The 15,716-nt window shown below is 48.0% G+C and carries 13 protein-coding genes; 2 read left to right on the top strand and 11 right to left on the bottom strand.

What is annotated here, in order from left to right:
* Positions 1 to 12: 12 nt before the first annotated feature.
* The 10 genes from H7T88_RS21070 to H7T88_RS21025 all read right to left on the bottom strand — a co-directional run bounded on the left by H7T88_RS21070 (position 13) and on the right by H7T88_RS21025 (position 13,484).
* Positions 13 to 1,647: a type 2 periplasmic-binding domain-containing protein gene (locus H7T88_RS21070; RefSeq protein WP_090924236.1), complete on the bottom strand. Its 1,635-nt coding sequence runs from the start codon at positions 1,645 to 1,647 to the stop codon at positions 13 to 15.
* Between the two features lie 102 nt (positions 1,648 to 1,749).
* Positions 1,750 to 2,658, bottom strand: a complete 909-nt coding sequence (locus tag H7T88_RS21065; protein ID WP_090924237.1) for a carbohydrate ABC transporter permease — start codon at positions 2,656 to 2,658, stop codon at positions 1,750 to 1,752.
* 15 nt (positions 2,659 to 2,673) lie between these two features.
* Positions 2,674 to 3,651 (bottom strand): ABC transporter permease, encoded by a 978-nt coding sequence (locus H7T88_RS21060; RefSeq protein ID WP_221790144.1) that lies wholly within the window; start codon positions 3,649 to 3,651, stop codon positions 2,674 to 2,676.
* Between the two features lie 314 nt (positions 3,652 to 3,965).
* Positions 3,966 to 5,378: an alpha-L-fucosidase gene (locus tag H7T88_RS21055; RefSeq protein ID WP_221790141.1), complete on the bottom strand. Its 1,413-nt coding sequence runs from the start codon at positions 5,376 to 5,378 to the stop codon at positions 3,966 to 3,968.
* 357 nt (positions 5,379 to 5,735) lie between these two features.
* Positions 5,736 to 6,794, bottom strand: a complete 1,059-nt coding sequence (locus H7T88_RS21050; protein ID WP_221790140.1) for a Gfo/Idh/MocA family protein — start codon at positions 6,792 to 6,794, stop codon at positions 5,736 to 5,738.
* A gap of 290 nt (positions 6,795 to 7,084) precedes the next feature.
* On the bottom strand, positions 7,085 to 7,951 hold the full coding sequence (locus H7T88_RS21045) for a sugar phosphate isomerase/epimerase family protein (protein WP_221790191.1): 867 nt from the start codon (positions 7,949 to 7,951) through the stop codon (positions 7,085 to 7,087).
* A gap of 109 nt (positions 7,952 to 8,060) precedes the next feature.
* A complete protein-coding gene (locus tag H7T88_RS21040; RefSeq protein WP_221790139.1) occupies positions 8,061 to 9,872 on the bottom strand; it encodes a glycoside hydrolase family 35 protein in 1,812 nt (603 codons plus the stop codon).
* Between the two features lies 1 nt (position 9,873).
* Entirely contained in the window at positions 9,874 to 11,352 is a 1,479-nt protein-coding gene (locus tag H7T88_RS21035) for an alpha-L-fucosidase (RefSeq protein ID WP_221790138.1), read from the bottom strand.
* Positions 11,353 to 11,512: 160 nt separating this feature from the next.
* Positions 11,513 to 12,388 (bottom strand): copper homeostasis protein CutC, encoded by an 876-nt coding sequence (locus H7T88_RS21030; protein WP_221790137.1) that lies wholly within the window; start codon positions 12,386 to 12,388, stop codon positions 11,513 to 11,515.
* Between the two features lie 76 nt (positions 12,389 to 12,464).
* The gene (locus H7T88_RS21025; RefSeq protein WP_221790136.1) at positions 12,465 to 13,484 is read right to left on the bottom strand and encodes a sialidase family protein; all 1,020 of its coding nucleotides are present in this window, start codon (positions 13,482 to 13,484) and stop codon (positions 12,465 to 12,467) included.
* Between the two features lie 719 nt (positions 13,485 to 14,203).
* Here H7T88_RS21025 and H7T88_RS21020 point away from each other — a divergent pair.
* Entirely contained in the window at positions 14,204 to 14,908 is a 705-nt protein-coding gene (locus H7T88_RS21020) for a hypothetical protein (protein WP_221790135.1), read from the top strand.
* 9 nt (positions 14,909 to 14,917) lie between these two features.
* Positions 14,918 to 15,118 (top strand): hypothetical protein, encoded by a 201-nt coding sequence (locus H7T88_RS21015; RefSeq protein ID WP_221790134.1) that lies wholly within the window; start codon positions 14,918 to 14,920, stop codon positions 15,116 to 15,118.
* A 328-nt stretch (positions 15,119 to 15,446) separates the two neighbouring features.
* Here the strand turns inward: H7T88_RS21015 and H7T88_RS21010 are convergent, their stop codons facing one another.
* A complete protein-coding gene (locus H7T88_RS21010) occupies positions 15,447 to 15,638 on the bottom strand; it encodes a hypothetical protein (RefSeq protein ID WP_090924244.1) in 192 nt (63 codons plus the stop codon).
* Positions 15,639 to 15,716 lie beyond the last annotated feature (78 nt).

Here is a 15,716-nt window from a genome sequence, read left to right as displayed (position 1 = left end):
TCTGTATTAGATTTACTTTTTCTCAATTGCACGCTGATAAATATCCAGATAATTGCTTAATCCAAGTCCATCAAAACCTTTGACGTATGAATCCCAGTCCTTATCAATGCTCTTGCTGCCAATGATGAACTGAGCCATATTCGTCTGCACATAATCTTTGATCGCGGTGGTCAGTTGAGCTGCTGTCTCGGTATCTTCTGGACGAATAAATACGTTGGCTGGATATACTTCTTTTGGAGCGTACGGTGCATATACTTTCGTCGCTTGAGCAAGCCTTGTACCGTATCCTTCAGCAGACAGTGGATCTTGACCCTCTGCAAACAGATTACGGAACGTATTGGACAAATCATGCGCACCGATCTGTGACCAGCTCTCGTTCACAACCACGTTGGGATCACGTTCAGGCAGGTTGTAATAGCTGTATTTGGCAGGTTCGCCGTTGATGTTTTTCTCATCCGGGCCTGCTTTTTTCCAGCCCTTTCCTTCCGTTGGGCCGTACTCTGCATAGAGTGCACCCTCTTCACTGAACATGTAATCTACAATTTTGATCGCTGCGATCTGTTGTGCTTCGGTCGCTTTGTTGGTGATGGCAAATTCGAATTCACCTACACTTTGCGTTGCCCCAGTCGTCTGCACACCATCCGGTCCTTTGAGTGGGGGCACAATCTCCCAGTGCTGGTGACGGGTAATTTTTTTGTCATATGTGTTCACCAGATAACTGACCAGCGCTGTTGTAATAGAGCCAACCACTTCATCTCCTTCTTTGTTCCCCAGTTGACCAATCGCCTGGTCATTCTGTGTGAAGGAAGCCGGGTCGATCAGGCCATCCGCGTACAGCTTGTGCATGTACTCCAGCCCTTTCTTCCATCCCTCCTGGTTGGCGGCAAAACTCACCTTGCCATCGTTCACGATCAGGTATTTATCGTTATCGTTGTATATGAAGCTGTTCATCAGATAGGCATCGATGTTGCCGTTCCACACATATTTGTTCGGTGCACCTGTGAGCGGAATCTCATCGGCTTTGCCGTTACCGTTCGGGTCTTGGGTTTTGAACGCCTTCAGAACGGTATACAGTTCATCCGTCGTCGTTGGCATTTTCAGCCCCACCTTATCCAGCCACTCTTGGTTGATCCAATACTTCTGCGCATACGTACAGTGGTAACATTCATTAAAAATAGGCAATGCATAGATGTTACCGTCCGGTGCCGTTATGGCATCCTTAAAATAAGGCTTCTCTTCCATCACTTTGGTGAGGTTCGGGCCGTATTGCTTGATCAGGTCTTGAAGCGGGAGGAACACGCCTTGTTTACCATAGGTTTGAAGATCCGAAGTGGTGAATTTGCCGTGCAGGAACACTTCAGGATAATCCCCGCTGGCTAGCAGCAATTGTCTGCGATCCTGCAAAGCGTCTGTCGGGGCCAGATCCCATTTCAAGGTCACATTGAACTTTTTTTCGATAAACTTGGTGAATTCATTGTCTTCCATCGGTGCTTTACCTTGTGGGGCAAAAAAAGTCATCGTCACCGGGCCGCCGCTCTCGCCGCTCCCCTCGCTACCTGTACCCGCTTTTTCAGATGAACTGCATGCAGATAATATCGTTATCGAAGCTAAGATCAGACACAAAATTGAAATCCAGGATTTTCTCAAGCTGACTCCTCCTTTTTATTCATAACGACAAACCTTTGGTTAAGCTGTTGGGTTGATATAGCCGGCGTGTGCCCCCACCTCCTTTCATAAACCGGCTACCATCTATCCTTTAAGTGAACCGACCATAACCCCTTTGACGAAGTGTTTTTGCACAAAAGGATACATAATCAGAATCGGAATACTTGCGACCACAATCAGCGCATATTTCAGCACCTGCTCGAACCCTTGATCTCGCATCTGCTGGCTTGTATTCGCAAGCATGGCCGGGTCAGCCGCATTCAGAATTAACAAGTTGCGAAGCACATATTGTAATGGGAACAGTTTCTCTGAACGGAGGTAAATGAGTGCATCAAAGTATGCATTCCAGTGGCCTACTGCGTACATCAGCGTCATGACCGCCAAAATCGGTTTGGAGAGCGGCAGCACCACGCTGATCAGGTAGCGAATATCCCGGCACCCGTCCATCTCGGCAGCTTCACCAAGCTCCTCGGGGATCGACGACTGGAAGAAGGTGCGAGCAACGATGACCTGGAACACGGCAAGCGCTCCGGGCAGCCACATCGCCCAGCGGGTATCCAGCAGATGCAGGTCTTTCATCAGCAGGTAGGTCGGAATCAGACCCCCGTCAAAAAACATCGTAATCATCATGAAAATAATGATCGCTCCCCGTCCATAGAACGACTTACGGGAGAGCGGGTAGGCTAGCATAACCGTCAGAGCGACGTTTATGAACGTACCAACCACGGTGTAGATGATCGTGTTGTAAAACCCGAGCATGAGCTGCTGGCTTTTGAAAATGGAGATGTATGCCTTGATGTTGAAATCAACCGGGAACAGCCACACCTGGCCGGATGTTACGGCACGTGACGAGCTGAATGAGGAACTGACAATGTACAAGAGCGGGTAGAACACCGTTAACAGAATGGCAATCAGAAAGATATAGTTGATGGTCATGAAAATACGGTCGCCAATGGGATCTTTGATTCGGTTCCGATTGATCAGATTAAACATGGACATGCTCCTCCTTTACCACAAGCTGTTCTCGGATACTTTGCGTGAAATGCTATTGACGATGACCAGCAGAATCAGGTTAATGATGGAGTTAAAGAATCCGACAGCCGCGGAGAAGCTGAAATTCGCTCCGATCAGACCGACCTTGTACACGTACGTGGAGATGACCTCCGAAGCACTTGTATTCAGCGGATTCTGCATCAGGTATATTTTTTCGAAGCCAACGCCCATAATGCTACCCAGACTTAGAATCAACATGATTACGGTCACCGGAACAAGGGTGGGAAGGTCGATGTGCCAGATTTTCCGCAACCTTGAGGCGCCATCCATCTTGGCCGCTTCGTACAGGGATGGATCAACTCCCGCCAAGGCCGCGATGTAGATAATGGAGGAATACCCCATGCCCTGCCATACCCCGGACCAGACATAGATTGATTTGAAATATTCGGGAATCCCCATAAAGTTAGTCATCGGGAAACCCAACCAGGTAAATAACTTGTCTACGACGCCTACATGTGGCGAGAGCATTAGAATGATGATGGATACCATGACAACGGTGGAGATAAAATGCGGTGCATACGTGACCATCTGTACGGTCTTTTTAAAATAACCCGTTCGAATCTCGTTCAGTGCCAAGGCGAGCAAGATCGGTATAGGGAAACCTGCAATGAGGGAATAGAAACTGATGCCAATGGTGTTCTTGATCAGTAGCCAGAAGTTCGGGGAATTAAAGAAGGCTTCAAAATGTTTGAGCCCCACCCATGGGCTACCCCAGATGCCTTTGACTACGCTGAAATCTTTAAAGGCAATCTGCACACCCACCATCGGGATGTATTTGAAGATCAATAGATACAACACCGGAGGTAGCACAAGCAGGTACAGCTCCCAGTGCTTTTTGAAGCTTTTGATAAACGGATGCTGCTTCTTGGGCGCTGTCTGACGTAATTGCTGCAGCTCTATGTCCGCAGGTATGCTATCTGTACCTCGACTCATTTGCGTCACTCCTTCTCAGCCTCAAGTGTAATAATACATTACATTTACAACCCTTTAACGTTCGTTTTTGATGCTAATCCGCTACCCTTAATCTAATCAATGTTAACAATCATATCAGGTAGCGCTTTCTTAATTTGATAGTACCTTGCCGAGGTCTTTTTGATCAATTTGCAATTTTCTCTGACCTCTCTTTATTCCAAAAACCCTTGTGCAGCAAGTGTTTAAAGCCATGTTCTGTGGGGTTCTGTATGTTTATATGTACAAAAATAAAATTCCGGAGGCCCTGATATCTCCCCCGGAATTGACATGCATTTTTATGATTTGGTGATCAATCTAAATGTATGAGTGATCGGTGCTTGGTTGCTTGTAGCGGATCGTGGCAACTCCACGAGCAGCCCTTCTTCGGTCTGCTGAAACGAAAGTACGTCATTCGTACCGATGAGTTCAATACGCTCCACCTTTTCCACATAAGGAATGATCAGTCGCTCTTCCGGGGTCTCGCTCTCGTTGCGATACATGCGGAAGGCATAGACGGTGTGGATGTCTTCTTTCTGTGTGAATGCCCACTCCTTCGTGTAATACGGTGCGCAAATACGGGTGCCATAAATGCCCTCGCCGTGTGTGTTCAGCCATTCGCCCAGGCCCTGGATGCCTCGAATAGCCCCTTTGGGTAGACGTCCGTCCGGCTGCGGCCCGACATTCAGTGCCAAGTTACCTCCTTTAGATACCACCTCGAGCAAAATGTGTGCAAGCTGCCGTCCCGATTTATATTGATCATCGAAGCCAAAAGCAAACGAATGCCCGACGGTAATGCAGCTCTCCCACGGGATATTCATCGGATGCTCCGGGATTGTCTGCTCCGGGGTGACGATGTTTTCATACGGCCCGCCTACGGTGCGATCTGCGGACAGAAGCCAAGGCTGCGTGCTCTTTCTCGCCCGCTCGACCACTTCGCCAAGCCGAATATCCTGACCGTGGCGGCCTTCACGTACCCAGCCTGCATCAAGCCACAGACACTCGATTCGTCCGTAGTTCGTCAGCAGTTCCATGATCTGCTCATGGGTGAACTCCACAAACTTTTCCCACATCCATGGATACTTGTGTGGATCATAAGAGGGCCCGCGCCACATATGCCGTCCACGCTCCATGCCCGGTGCCCAGTAATAAGGGGTGTGCCAGTCTGCTTTGGAGAAATACGCAGAGATACCGAGCCCTTTCGCTCGAAAGGCGTCAAATAGCGTACGGCAGATATCGGCATATTTGTGCTTGTGGAACGGCGTATCCTTGCCCGTAATCCGGTAATCGGTTGTTTTGGTATCCCACATGCAGAAACCGTCGTGGTGCTTGGTCGTAAACAGGAAGTATTTGAAGCCGTTGTCGGCGGCCATCTGTGCCCATTCCTCGGGCTGGAACCGGATCGGATTGAAGGTTTTGTTCAGGTCAAAATATTCACGCTTGAAGTCCTCCATATCGTCCGTCCAGTCCACATCATCCCGTGACCAGTCGCCATCCTCATCACTCAACGCCCATGATTCCACCAAGCCGAGCTGCGAGTACGGCCCCCAGTGCATCATCAAACCGAGCTTCTGATCTTTGAACCACTCCAGCCGCTCTAGTAGCAGTGGATCATCCGGCTTTACCCACTCATCCTCTTTACTAAAGTTGTGTACGCCTGCTTCAACGATGTGCTCTTCCTGCTCTGGCAGGGGGGAATTGGTTTGAGTCAAAATAAAGCATCTCCTTTAGTTGAAATTTCTGACGTTGTAACGAGTTAAAATTTACACTAGGCCACTCCGCGGTCAGAACAATCCTCCGAGCGCTGTTACCCCCGGATTTCTTTGGACTATTTTCCTGATGGGGAAATCCGGGGATAAAGGCGCACGCTTCGCTTCTTCGGCTTATTTCTGACCTCTCCGTTTTCGTGTAAATAAATGCTGATACAACGTCCAAAGACGGTTTCACCTCGTCGATGGGGTAACTGGTTACGTCGGGGTACCTGCTCCCTCCATTTTGGGTAGAACAACAAACTTAAAAGCACTGACAGATTTACACTTGAGCACTCCGTTCACGTGTAAATGGAATTTTTACAACGTGATCTCCTTGCCCTCGCGCGCGGATTCGTAGATAGCGCATAGCATTTTCATGACTTCCACACCGTCCTCGACGGGGCTAAGGGTTTCTTTTCGGCCCTGCGTGCTATCGATAAAGTGGTTGATTTCATTGCGGAACGAGCCCATGAAGTCAAAGGATTTGAAATCGACCTGCGGTGTCATGTTCAGAATGGTATCGAACTTCTCGCCAACAATTGAAATCTCGGGCTCCAGCTCGGCTCCGCCTTTGTCGCCATACAGCTTAACTGCTGTTTCATCAGCCTTTGCATGCAGAGTGAAGCTGACATCGACCAGCAGGCTTGCTCCGTTTTCAAAACGGATCAATGCATTCGCCATATCCTCCACGGTGTTCTGTTCTGCATCGTAATCGGCAGCCTTATAGAACGAAAGATTGCGAATGTTCGCTCGGTTGCCGAGACGATTGGAGACGTTAGCGGAAACGGATTTCACCTTCGGTCTACCCATCAGGTACCAGCAAATGTCGATAACATGTACGCCGATATCAATTAACGGGCCGCCGCCGGAGCGACTTTTATCCGCAAACCAGCCACCAGGGTTGCCAAGACGGCGCAGACTGGAGGCTTTGGCATAATAGATTTCGCCAAGTTCACCCTCGTCGATGAATTTTTTCAAAATCTGAGCATTGTCACTATAGCGGCGAACAAAGCCTACTTGTAGCAGCTTACCACTGCGATGAACGGCTTTTTCTACCTCTAATGCATCCTCCACAGTCTGGCAGAGGGGTTTCTCGCACAGCACGTTTTTGCCTGCATCCAGCGCCGCAATACTGATTTCGGCGTGCGAATCATTCCAGGTACAGATACTGACCGAATGAATTTCCGGCAGAGCTAGCAAGTCTTTATAGTCCGTAAACACATGGGTTGCTCCATACTGCTTCGCCACATCGGTTGCACGGGTTTCGTTCAGATCACAGATCGCATAAATCTCCACTTCCGGATTGCTGGCATATGCTTGCAGGTGACAATCGGATATTGAACCGGCGCCGATGACAGCGACTTTTAATTTAGACATTTCACTACCCCTCCAGTGTTAAAAATGAAAAAGAATACCGTTTAGCTCGGCAGAGCCAGCTTTTTTATAGAAAAATCGCACGACCTTGAATCATTAATACTGATCACATTTCAATGTATTTCATCTGAGAGAGAACGGATAACGACGTCTTCTTTCATACAGCCTACTTTCTTACTAAACTCTCCTGTAGAAGACTCATTACACTACACCTGCACCTCACAGCACTAAACCAATCGACACGGGATAGCATAGCGATCCCATATCATAGCAAGACACATACCGACACGGTTTCACGCCTCATCCCACAAACGTCGCACGTTATCCATTGCAATGCGCGAGGCGGTTCGGCAATCCTCCATGCCTTCGAATTCAACCGAGATATATCCCTCGTAACCGGACTGCTTCATCACACGGAACACCTCAGGCATGTCGATATCACCATGGCCCACGATAGCACCACGCAGATAATTGCCATGGGAAGTCTGGAACCAGCCTTCGCCGGGATTCCGGGTGGAAGGACGCCAGTAGAAGTCTTTGGCGTGAACGATAGACGCGTGAGCAATGTTATTTTTCACCGCACTCACCGGATCTTCATCCACACAGAGGAAATTGCCGATGTCCAGTGTCGTTTTGAAATTTTCCCGACCCGTCTCATGTAACAGCCGCTGAATCCGCTCGCTCGATTGCACATAATATCCGTGGTTCTCCACACTTGTTGTAATGCCAAAGCCTGCGGCATATTCGGCAATTCGCTGACAGGCTTTGACCAGCACAGGCAGGTCGGCTTCAAACTGTGCTACAGTCCCCTCCGGTGCAGGCCGGAAAGCCACATCGTGGCGCATCAGCTTCACACCCAGGGCAGCGGCGACATCCACGTGGCGCATAACACTCTGAATTTCTTCTTCCAAAGTCTCGGCATTCTCCTGAACCGCAAAGTTTGCTCCAATGGCATAATTCGAGATGTCGACACCAACCTCCCGAGCCGTAGCTTTGATTTCCTCAATTAACGCTGGATTATCGATCAAACTGAAGCCCATCGGTACAATCTCCACATGCTGCCCGCCCTGCTCCGCAATCCACCGAACGGCATCCGGCACAGTCAGCTCCTTACGATCCAACGCTTGCTGCAAACTGTATGTGCTGAGTCCAACTTTCATCTTCCTCATCCTCTCCCTCTCCTGTGATGGGTGTCCATACCCAACGTATACCTTGTTCCAGTCCATAGAGCAATTGCCAATAATCGCATGGCTCACCGATTTTCCTTTTCTAGCCCAAATCCGGCTGATCCACGAACATGACGGCGGCATCTGCCGTCCCATGAAGCTCAAATATGATGATCTCGTTCTCCCCTAGACGGAGAAGAGGCGCAGGGACATACAACGTCTGTTGCGGGCCTTTATTCCAGTAGCGCCCCAGATTGAATCCGTTTACATATGCAACTCCTTTTGTCCAGCCGTCCAGACGAAGGAAAGTATCCTTTATATCCAACACATCTTCAATATGAAGACTTCCTCGATAAAAAAATGGCTCCTCTGTTACTGTTCTTACGCTACTCTCAAGCTCAGACAGCACAGCAAAAGATAAACCCGAAAGATCGGTCATCGGCAAACAATGAATCGTCCAATCGTATAAAAACTGAAATCCATGCCGCACACCCTCCGTAATTCCCTTCGGATCTCTCAGGTACGGACCATAATTGATTCGCCCCATATTCTCAACGAGAATGAGCAACTCCGTGCCTTCCGCGGGTACTTCAAAGGATATCGTTGTCGCCGTGGGATTCCCACGTTCCAGTACTCCCTGTAAAAGGCCATCTACAAACACCATTGCCCGATCACGAACCTCCTGAACAACGAATTCCTGTCGTTCTCTTGGCCCGGATATCCGTGTCTGGTAGCTGATAAACCCATAATCCTGCCCCAGCTTCTCCATCGGCTCCGGGTTTGTACGGTGCATTGGAATAGCCAGTGCATTCAGTTGTTGAAGCAAACTAGCATGTTGCCTCATCTCGATCCTGCCGTAAGCGGCCGTCCATATAGGTTCCGGTAAAACTAAATCTCCCGGCTCAGAGCCATGATCCTGTTTTTTAGAAAGGCTATACCGCGAGATAACCTCCCTTACTGCATGAAATTTCGCTGTGAGTTCTCCCGATTCACTAAGCAAAGAGTCATAGTCGTAACTCGTAATGGTTGGTTCGTATTGATCCTTTTGCTGACAGTTCGCTCCATTATAAAATGCAAAATTCGTACCGCCATGGAACATGTAGAAATTCACCGAGGCGCCTGCTTCTAACATTTCCTCCAGCACTTTAGCTACATCTTCTGCTTCCCGAGTGTGATGAGATTCGCCCCAGTGATCGAACCAGCCATTCCAAAACTCCATACACATAAGCGGTTCCTCTGCTTGATATTCACGCAGCTTGGCAAACGCCCACTCTGTCCCCGACCCAAAATTAACTGTTGCCAAGTGTCCTGGCACGGAACCGGCTTGCAGCATATGATCCGTTGGCCCATCCGAGGTGAACAGGAGCACATCCATGCCCCGCCTCACCATGCCATCTCGCAAATATTGCAGATAACTCGCATCGTTCCCGAAGCTGCCATATTCATTTTCAATCTGCAATGCAATAACGGGGCCGCCAGAGGTGCTCAAAAGAGGTTTTAATGTGGGTAAAAGTACATCGTAATACCGATCCACATGCGCCAGAAACGCCGAATCATTGCAACGAAGCCGCAGATGGTCATCTGCAAGCAGCCATGAAGGCAAGCCGCCAAATTCCCACTCCGCACAGATGTATGGACTTGGACGAATGATCACATGCAACTCCAAGCTCCCCGCAAGTCGAATAAATTGCTCCACATCCGCCATGCCTTCGAAACAATACATCCCCGGCTGTGGCTCATGCATGTTCCATGGCACGTAGGTCTCCACCGTGTTAAACCCGCAGGCCTTCAGCTTCAGCAGCCGATCTTCCCAATACTCGGGCACCACTCGAAAATAATGAATCGCACCCGACAGAATTTGAAAAGGTTCTCCATCCAGCATAAATTGAGACCCCCGAGCCGTCAGTACCGCCATCTCACACGTCCTCCCGTTCACTGTAAAATAAACTGAATCTAGATAACGTCGGGAACCATCTGGACTCCTGAATGGTTACTCGAACCCGGCGTGCAGTCACTTTTGGAAAACAGCAAATTCGCTTATACCCAACCACCGTTCCGGCATAGATATCCTGCCACCGACCATCCTCACCGCATACTTCCAGCGTGAATCGTTCGATCCGTTGCCCCGATTGGATGTGCTCCATCAGCATCACACGGTCGAAGGTCTTTTCTTCCGGCAAAATCAATTCAATCCACGCCTGCTCTGTTCCTTCGCGTGGGCACCAATAAGCTTTTGGTTTGCGCTCTCCATACGGATTTAGCACTTGTGAAGCATCATGTGCTTCGTCCATCGTCTCCGAAGCCTTCGCCTGTGCGCCTTGCGCCAAGTCTTCACTGAACGTGGTACGCAGCGCTGAACCTAACTCCCGCAGTCGCTGAACATCATTTTCATGAATCAGACCACGCTTGTCTGGGGGCAGGTTAAGCAAAAAACAGGCGTTGCCGCCCACGGCACCATAATAAACGGAAAGCAGTTCCTCCAGCGTTTTGACCTGATCATCTTCACTCGCATGATAGAACCAGCCTGGACGAATCGAGGTATTCACCTCGGCAGGATACCACACCAGCTGATCAGCATAATCACGGATGACGCTCCGGCTCCCCAGATCACGGTCCTGTGTGTTAATTTTCCTCGCAAACGCTCCATCATCCACCTGCTGTGACTGCTCCTGAATCTTCTCATTATCCTGCATATGCGCCGGCACAACGCTCCATTCCGATTCCCGCGTATGTCCCGCCTCGTTGCCACACCAGCGCACATCTGGGCCACAGACCGAAATAACCGCTTCTGGCTGAAGCTCACGAATGAGCGCATAATAGGCGGACCAGTCATAGATCTGCCTTTTCCCATTGGGCCCTTCGCCACAAGCTCCATCAAACCATACACAGAAGATGTCACCGTAGTTCGTCAGCAGTTCGCGCAGTTGATGAAGAAAAAAGGCGTTATACCGCTCCGAATCTCCATAACATGCTTCATGGCGATCCCAGGGCGAGAGATATACCCCAAATTTCAACCCGGCGTCACGACAAGCATCGGCAACTTCTCGAACCAGGTCACCAGAGCCATTTCGCCATGGACTTGCTGCGACTGTATGATCTGTATAACGGCTGGGCCATAGACAGAATCCGTCATGGTGCTTGCATGTCAAAATCAACCCTTTCATGCCTGCATCTTTACATGCCTCCACCCATTGCCCTGCATGTAGTTCAGTAGGGTTAAAGATTGCCGGGTCTTCCTCACCCGTCCCCCACTCCCGATCTGTAAATGTGTTCACGGTAAAATGGATAAAAGCATAAAACTCCATCTCCTGCCATCTCATTTGGTGCTCGGATGGGCTGACCTGTGCCGCTGTTTTAATCCAATCTGCTGATTCTGGTGAAAGCTTTGAATTCATGGCCCACACTCCCTTATATGAAAAGTGCACTATGCTTTTGTTGCTTTTTGTTCTATATAAGTTGAACTATTCTTTTACACCAACTGATATAGCTATCCATCCGCTTCTTTAACTACCGCTATGTTGGCTGTTTCTAACAGCACCCACACAATGGCTACCATTACTGCAACTCTTGTACTGAACGAATCAACATTGCTTTGGCCTGAGCGACAAGCTGAGCATCTACAGGATGATCAAAACTCCCTCTGTGCCGCACACCCGATCCCATATGAATTTCGGTAATCCCCGTTCGGCTCACGATGGTTGGAATCCCTTCAATCGTGATACCCGAACCCGCCATAATCGATATATTCAACGTCTGTCCTATCTCCTGCAACTGCTGTAGTTCGAGCAAACCCTCAGGTGCTGTAAGTTTCCCTCCCGATGTAAGTACACGCTCAACGACACTCTCCTCGCTCTTGCTCTCACACTCACACTTGTCCTTGCTGTTACTCTTGCTACTGCTCCTGTTCTTACTTTCACTAACACTCTCACTCTTGTTCTTCATCTCCCTCTCATATTCATACCTGCCCTTGCCCTCGTTCCCTCCATTGACGCTACCAATGCTCTCCAGTGCTCTCACCACATGTGCACTCGAATCGATGGCGCGATGAAACGTAACTCCCATCCCCTGAGCGCTTAACAGACAAGTTTGTAAAAAGGAGCGATCTACTTCTCCCTCATTGGTGAGAACTCCAATCACGATGCCTGCGGCACCAAGCTCCCTCGCCACACGTATGTCTTGGATTATCGCATGAAGATCATCAACGCTATAGCAGAACGAGCGGCTATGGGGTCTTATCATGACATACACTGGAATCGACACCTTGGATACAACCTGTTCAATCTGCCCATAACTGGGCGTAAGACCACCTTCGCTCATAGCCGATACCAGCTCGATCCGATCGGCTCCCCCCTGCTCAGCCGCTTGGGCATCTGCTGCGTCTACCGCAATGACTTCCAAAGTCGGTTGTCTCTTAATGACGTGCCTATTCATAGGAACACCTCCTCACAAGTAACCACGACAGAAAGGACCGATTAAACGCATGATCAGCGTTTCTGCGGTCCTTGCTTTATTCCGATGTGTGAACGTTCAGTTTCCAGAACGCAACTCGGTCTCTTTTCCACGTATACGAGATGTACAGGTTCTGCTCCTGAGATACGATGGCAGGATAAGAATACTCGCCCGGCTCATCTTCAAGCACCCATTCATTTCCCCAGCTCGCACCATTGTCATTCGAAAAAGCAACCACCAGTGGTGTCCGGGGACTCTCTGTCGCATATCCGCTCACGGGATTGTAAACAAGCGCAAGCAAGCCACTCTCTAGGCGTGTGACATCGATTCCGCTATTGTTGTTTGGCAGTTCTGTCGGGTAAGCTTCACACCATGTCCTGCCGCCATCCACCGAGTCGCTACGAAAAATCTTCCCCTCCGTACTGCGAAGCAGCATATGTACATCATTAGCACTTGAAGTCCATAGAGTAGGCTGAATCAGCCCTTTCGCAATCCAATGATCCGCCCCCACATAAACAGACAGGTTCATCGGCACAGGTTTACTTTTCGTCCATGTCATGCCTTCATCGGTTGAAATATCAACAAAAGCTTCCCACACCTGCTTGCCCGGATTCTCCGTGTCCATTCGCTCAATAGAAGCTGGAGCCAAAATCGTTCCGTCCGCTAGTCGTACAGGTTTATTGCGCACCGGACCACGGCCCCCCACATCACCGGGAACCAACTCACGAGCAGCCGTCCACGTCTGCCCGCCATCCTCCGAGCGCATGATGCGCGTATGCCAGTCTGTAATTTCGTGTCCCACCTTGTAAAAGAGGACAAGTGAGCACCCATGTGCATACAGCACCGGGTTCCAATGGGCAATGCCTTCTTCATCCGCTACTTTGCGCGGCGCTGACCACAAGCCATCTTGCTCCTGAACAGCCATCCAAATGGCAGTGTCGCTGGATTTTTCATACGAGCCTGCGAACCAAGCCGCAATAACTAAACCAGTTGGCAAAACAGCAAGCGTAGATGCATGACTGCTCTGAAAATGCTGCCCAGCTTGAAAAACGTATTGTTTGCCGGCCTTAATCGTCATGAGTGAGCCTCCTCCCTTATCATTTCTACAGTTCATTTGTTATTTTTGTTATTTAATTTGTTATTAAATTATACATTCAGTCTAAAACGTTAGGTATTGAACGTCAATACTCGTATATGAGGCTTCCTCTTTTAAATTTGGTTGCTGCAATGGGGATTCTTTGGATTCCGCTCGGGCTTGCGTTCCTAAAAGGGACTTTTTCATTTTGATGCATGCTTGAAGAGCGGAGTCATAACAATCGGTTAAGACGGGTTCTCGTACTTAGGATATGAAATTCGTTGCTATGATGTATTATCTTTAGAGGCAATTAATCGATCTTTTCGAACTTTTAAACAAAATATTGGATAAAAAGGAAACTATTTTCCTTTTTTCGCGTCTATATATGTAGGGTTAATCCTAAAACCTGTTATAAGGAGCGTGAATGTTATTGATGTTTAAGAAGACTCTATTGATTGCAACCACGTATGTATGCCCTAAACTTCAACTTAATGAGCAACTTGTCAGGCTAAGACCCACATAAGGTCAGGAGGAAGAAATCAGATTCAGGCTAGCAGTATTTCTTTCGATTATGACATTCCTGGTTACACCGAAAAATGAGAAAGCACCCCCGTTGAACTTGCATATATGATCGAGCTGGTATCTAAGCATTTGCTTACAGACGATATCGATCTTGAAAAGGAAATACTACTATGAATTTTTATAAAATAGGAGGTTTTATTATGTCCAAGGCTAAAAAAGTCTTTTTGCCATTATTATTGATTTTGTCTATTTTCAGTTTAAGTTTATCTCCAAATTTGAGTATTACAGCAAAAGCGGATAACAGCCAAAATATTAGTGTAGTTATAGGTAATGAAGCCAAGGAATTGATCAATGCAACACTATCTGGAGTGGAAAAAGGTGAGATAAGGAATGTTGCCCCTGTGTCTGCTTTTGATTTGGAAAAATCAAGTGTGTACACGGTTGGCGGTGGGGTTACGGTTGTCACAGTTCCTGTACATGGGGAGTATAGCCTTCCTAGTAACGTAACAGTTTTCTTCAATGAGGACGATACCGTATTACAGACAAATGAAATGTTGGTGACCAAGAATGAGGCAGGAAACTTCCGAGTTGAGACGTATCTGAATGGATCCGTTGTTAAATCTGTGGACACTGACAGACCTTATATCACAGATGAAGAAATGCTTGCAGAAGAACCGGTTAACTCTGGAATTCAACCGAATGGTTTTGGCGCAGTGGCAGGTTGTCTTGGGGCAGTGCTTGGTATTGGTGGTACGGCAGCTTATATTATTGCGGTGGCGTGCGGCAGTTCGTGTGCAGTACCGACACCAGTGACTGCTCCGATATGTGCTGCATGTATTGGTGCATATGCAGTTATTGGTGCTGGTGGTATCGCTGGAGCAGTAGCTTGTTTCAATTACCTGTGAGGTGATTTGATGAACAAAATTTTAGCATTTTCAATTTTGGGAATGGGTTTAACTGGTGCCGTTTTAATCTTCTCTGTTGCTCTATGGTTTAATCCACCGATAGGAAATGTGTTGAAGATGGTTACTGCTGCTTCAACATTATCTTTTATTATATTTGCTGTCTCGGCTTTGGTATTTCGTCGGCGGTTAGATCATGAGAAAAGAACTTAATATAATCACACTACTTTCTCCATCCAAGACAAATGGTTTTCAAGAATAATGTCATAAGTTTAGTTCACACGCAGAACTAACATAAAAATGAAATCTGAATCGTGAAGCGGCATAGGAAATATCTTGTGCCGTTTTTTTTGTGTATAAAGAGATTCTCACATATGACGCAAAAAAGACGAGGCAAAAGAATCTCTGCATCGTCTTTGTATCATATCTACCGTATTGGTGACCTGTTCCAGTCCTCCATGTTCCTCACCCTTAAATAAAATAAAGGGCTTTCAAAATTACTTATTTTATATCTACTTAACTCATCGCATATCGTACCTATCTACTTGTTACGCCGGGCTTTTGTCATACGGTTGAACATAATCAAAGCCACAATAATCATGGCAAGCATCGCAATATTGCTGGACACCTCTTGCGACAAGCCAAACAACATACATACGTTGGTCACCAGTCCTCGTACGATCAATGCAACAACAATCAGCAAAATCGGACTTAAGTAATTGTATCTTTTCATCGTTTGCCACACCCCTGACCCCATTATTCTGTTTGACCACGATCCCGTAACTCGATCATAACAGTCTGCTCCTCCGGT

It is taken from the genome of Paenibacillus cucumis (ex Kampfer et al. 2016), assembly GCF_019748695.1.
GTDB classification, from domain to species: domain Bacteria; phylum Bacillota; class Bacilli; order Paenibacillales; family Paenibacillaceae; genus Paenibacillus; species Paenibacillus polysaccharolyticus.
This window is presented reverse-complemented; position numbering and strand designations above follow the sequence as displayed.

What these genes read in the sequence shown, in the direction of transcription:
- H7T88_RS21065 (WP_090924237.1), bottom strand. Translation starts at nt 2,658, where the DNA reads ATGTTTAATCTGATCAATCGGAACCGAATCAAAGATCCCATTGGCGAC.
- H7T88_RS21060 (WP_221790144.1), bottom strand. Translation starts at nt 3,651, where the DNA reads ATGAGTCGAGGTACAGATAGCATACCTGCGGACATAGAGCTGCAGCAA.
- H7T88_RS21050 (WP_221790140.1), bottom strand. Translation starts at nt 6,794, where the DNA reads ATGTCTAAATTAAAAGTCGCTGTCATCGGCGCCGGTTCAATATCCGAT.
- H7T88_RS21045 (WP_221790191.1), bottom strand. Translation starts at nt 7,951, where the DNA reads ATGAAAGTTGGACTCAGCACATACAGTTTGCAGCAAGCGTTGGATCGT.
- H7T88_RS21040 (WP_221790139.1), bottom strand. Translation starts at nt 9,872, where the DNA reads ATGGCGGTACTGACGGCTCGGGGGTCTCAATTTATGCTGGATGGAGAA.
- H7T88_RS21035 (WP_221790138.1), bottom strand. Translation starts at nt 11,352, where the DNA reads ATGAATTCAAAGCTTTCACCAGAATCAGCAGATTGGATTAAAACAGCG.
- H7T88_RS21030 (WP_221790137.1), bottom strand. Translation starts at nt 12,388, where the DNA reads ATGAATAGGCACGTCATTAAGAGACAACCGACTTTGGAAGTCATTGCG.
- H7T88_RS21025 (WP_221790136.1), bottom strand. Translation starts at nt 13,484, where the DNA reads ATGACGATTAAGGCCGGCAAACAATACGTTTTTCAAGCTGGGCAGCAT.
- H7T88_RS21020 (WP_221790135.1), top strand. Translation starts at nt 14,204, where the DNA reads ATGTCCAAGGCTAAAAAAGTCTTTTTGCCATTATTATTGATTTTGTCT.
- H7T88_RS21015 (WP_221790134.1), top strand. Translation starts at nt 14,918, where the DNA reads ATGAACAAAATTTTAGCATTTTCAATTTTGGGAATGGGTTTAACTGGT.
- H7T88_RS21010 (WP_090924244.1), bottom strand. Translation starts at nt 15,638, where the DNA reads ATGAAAAGATACAATTACTTAAGTCCGATTTTGCTGATTGTTGTTGCA.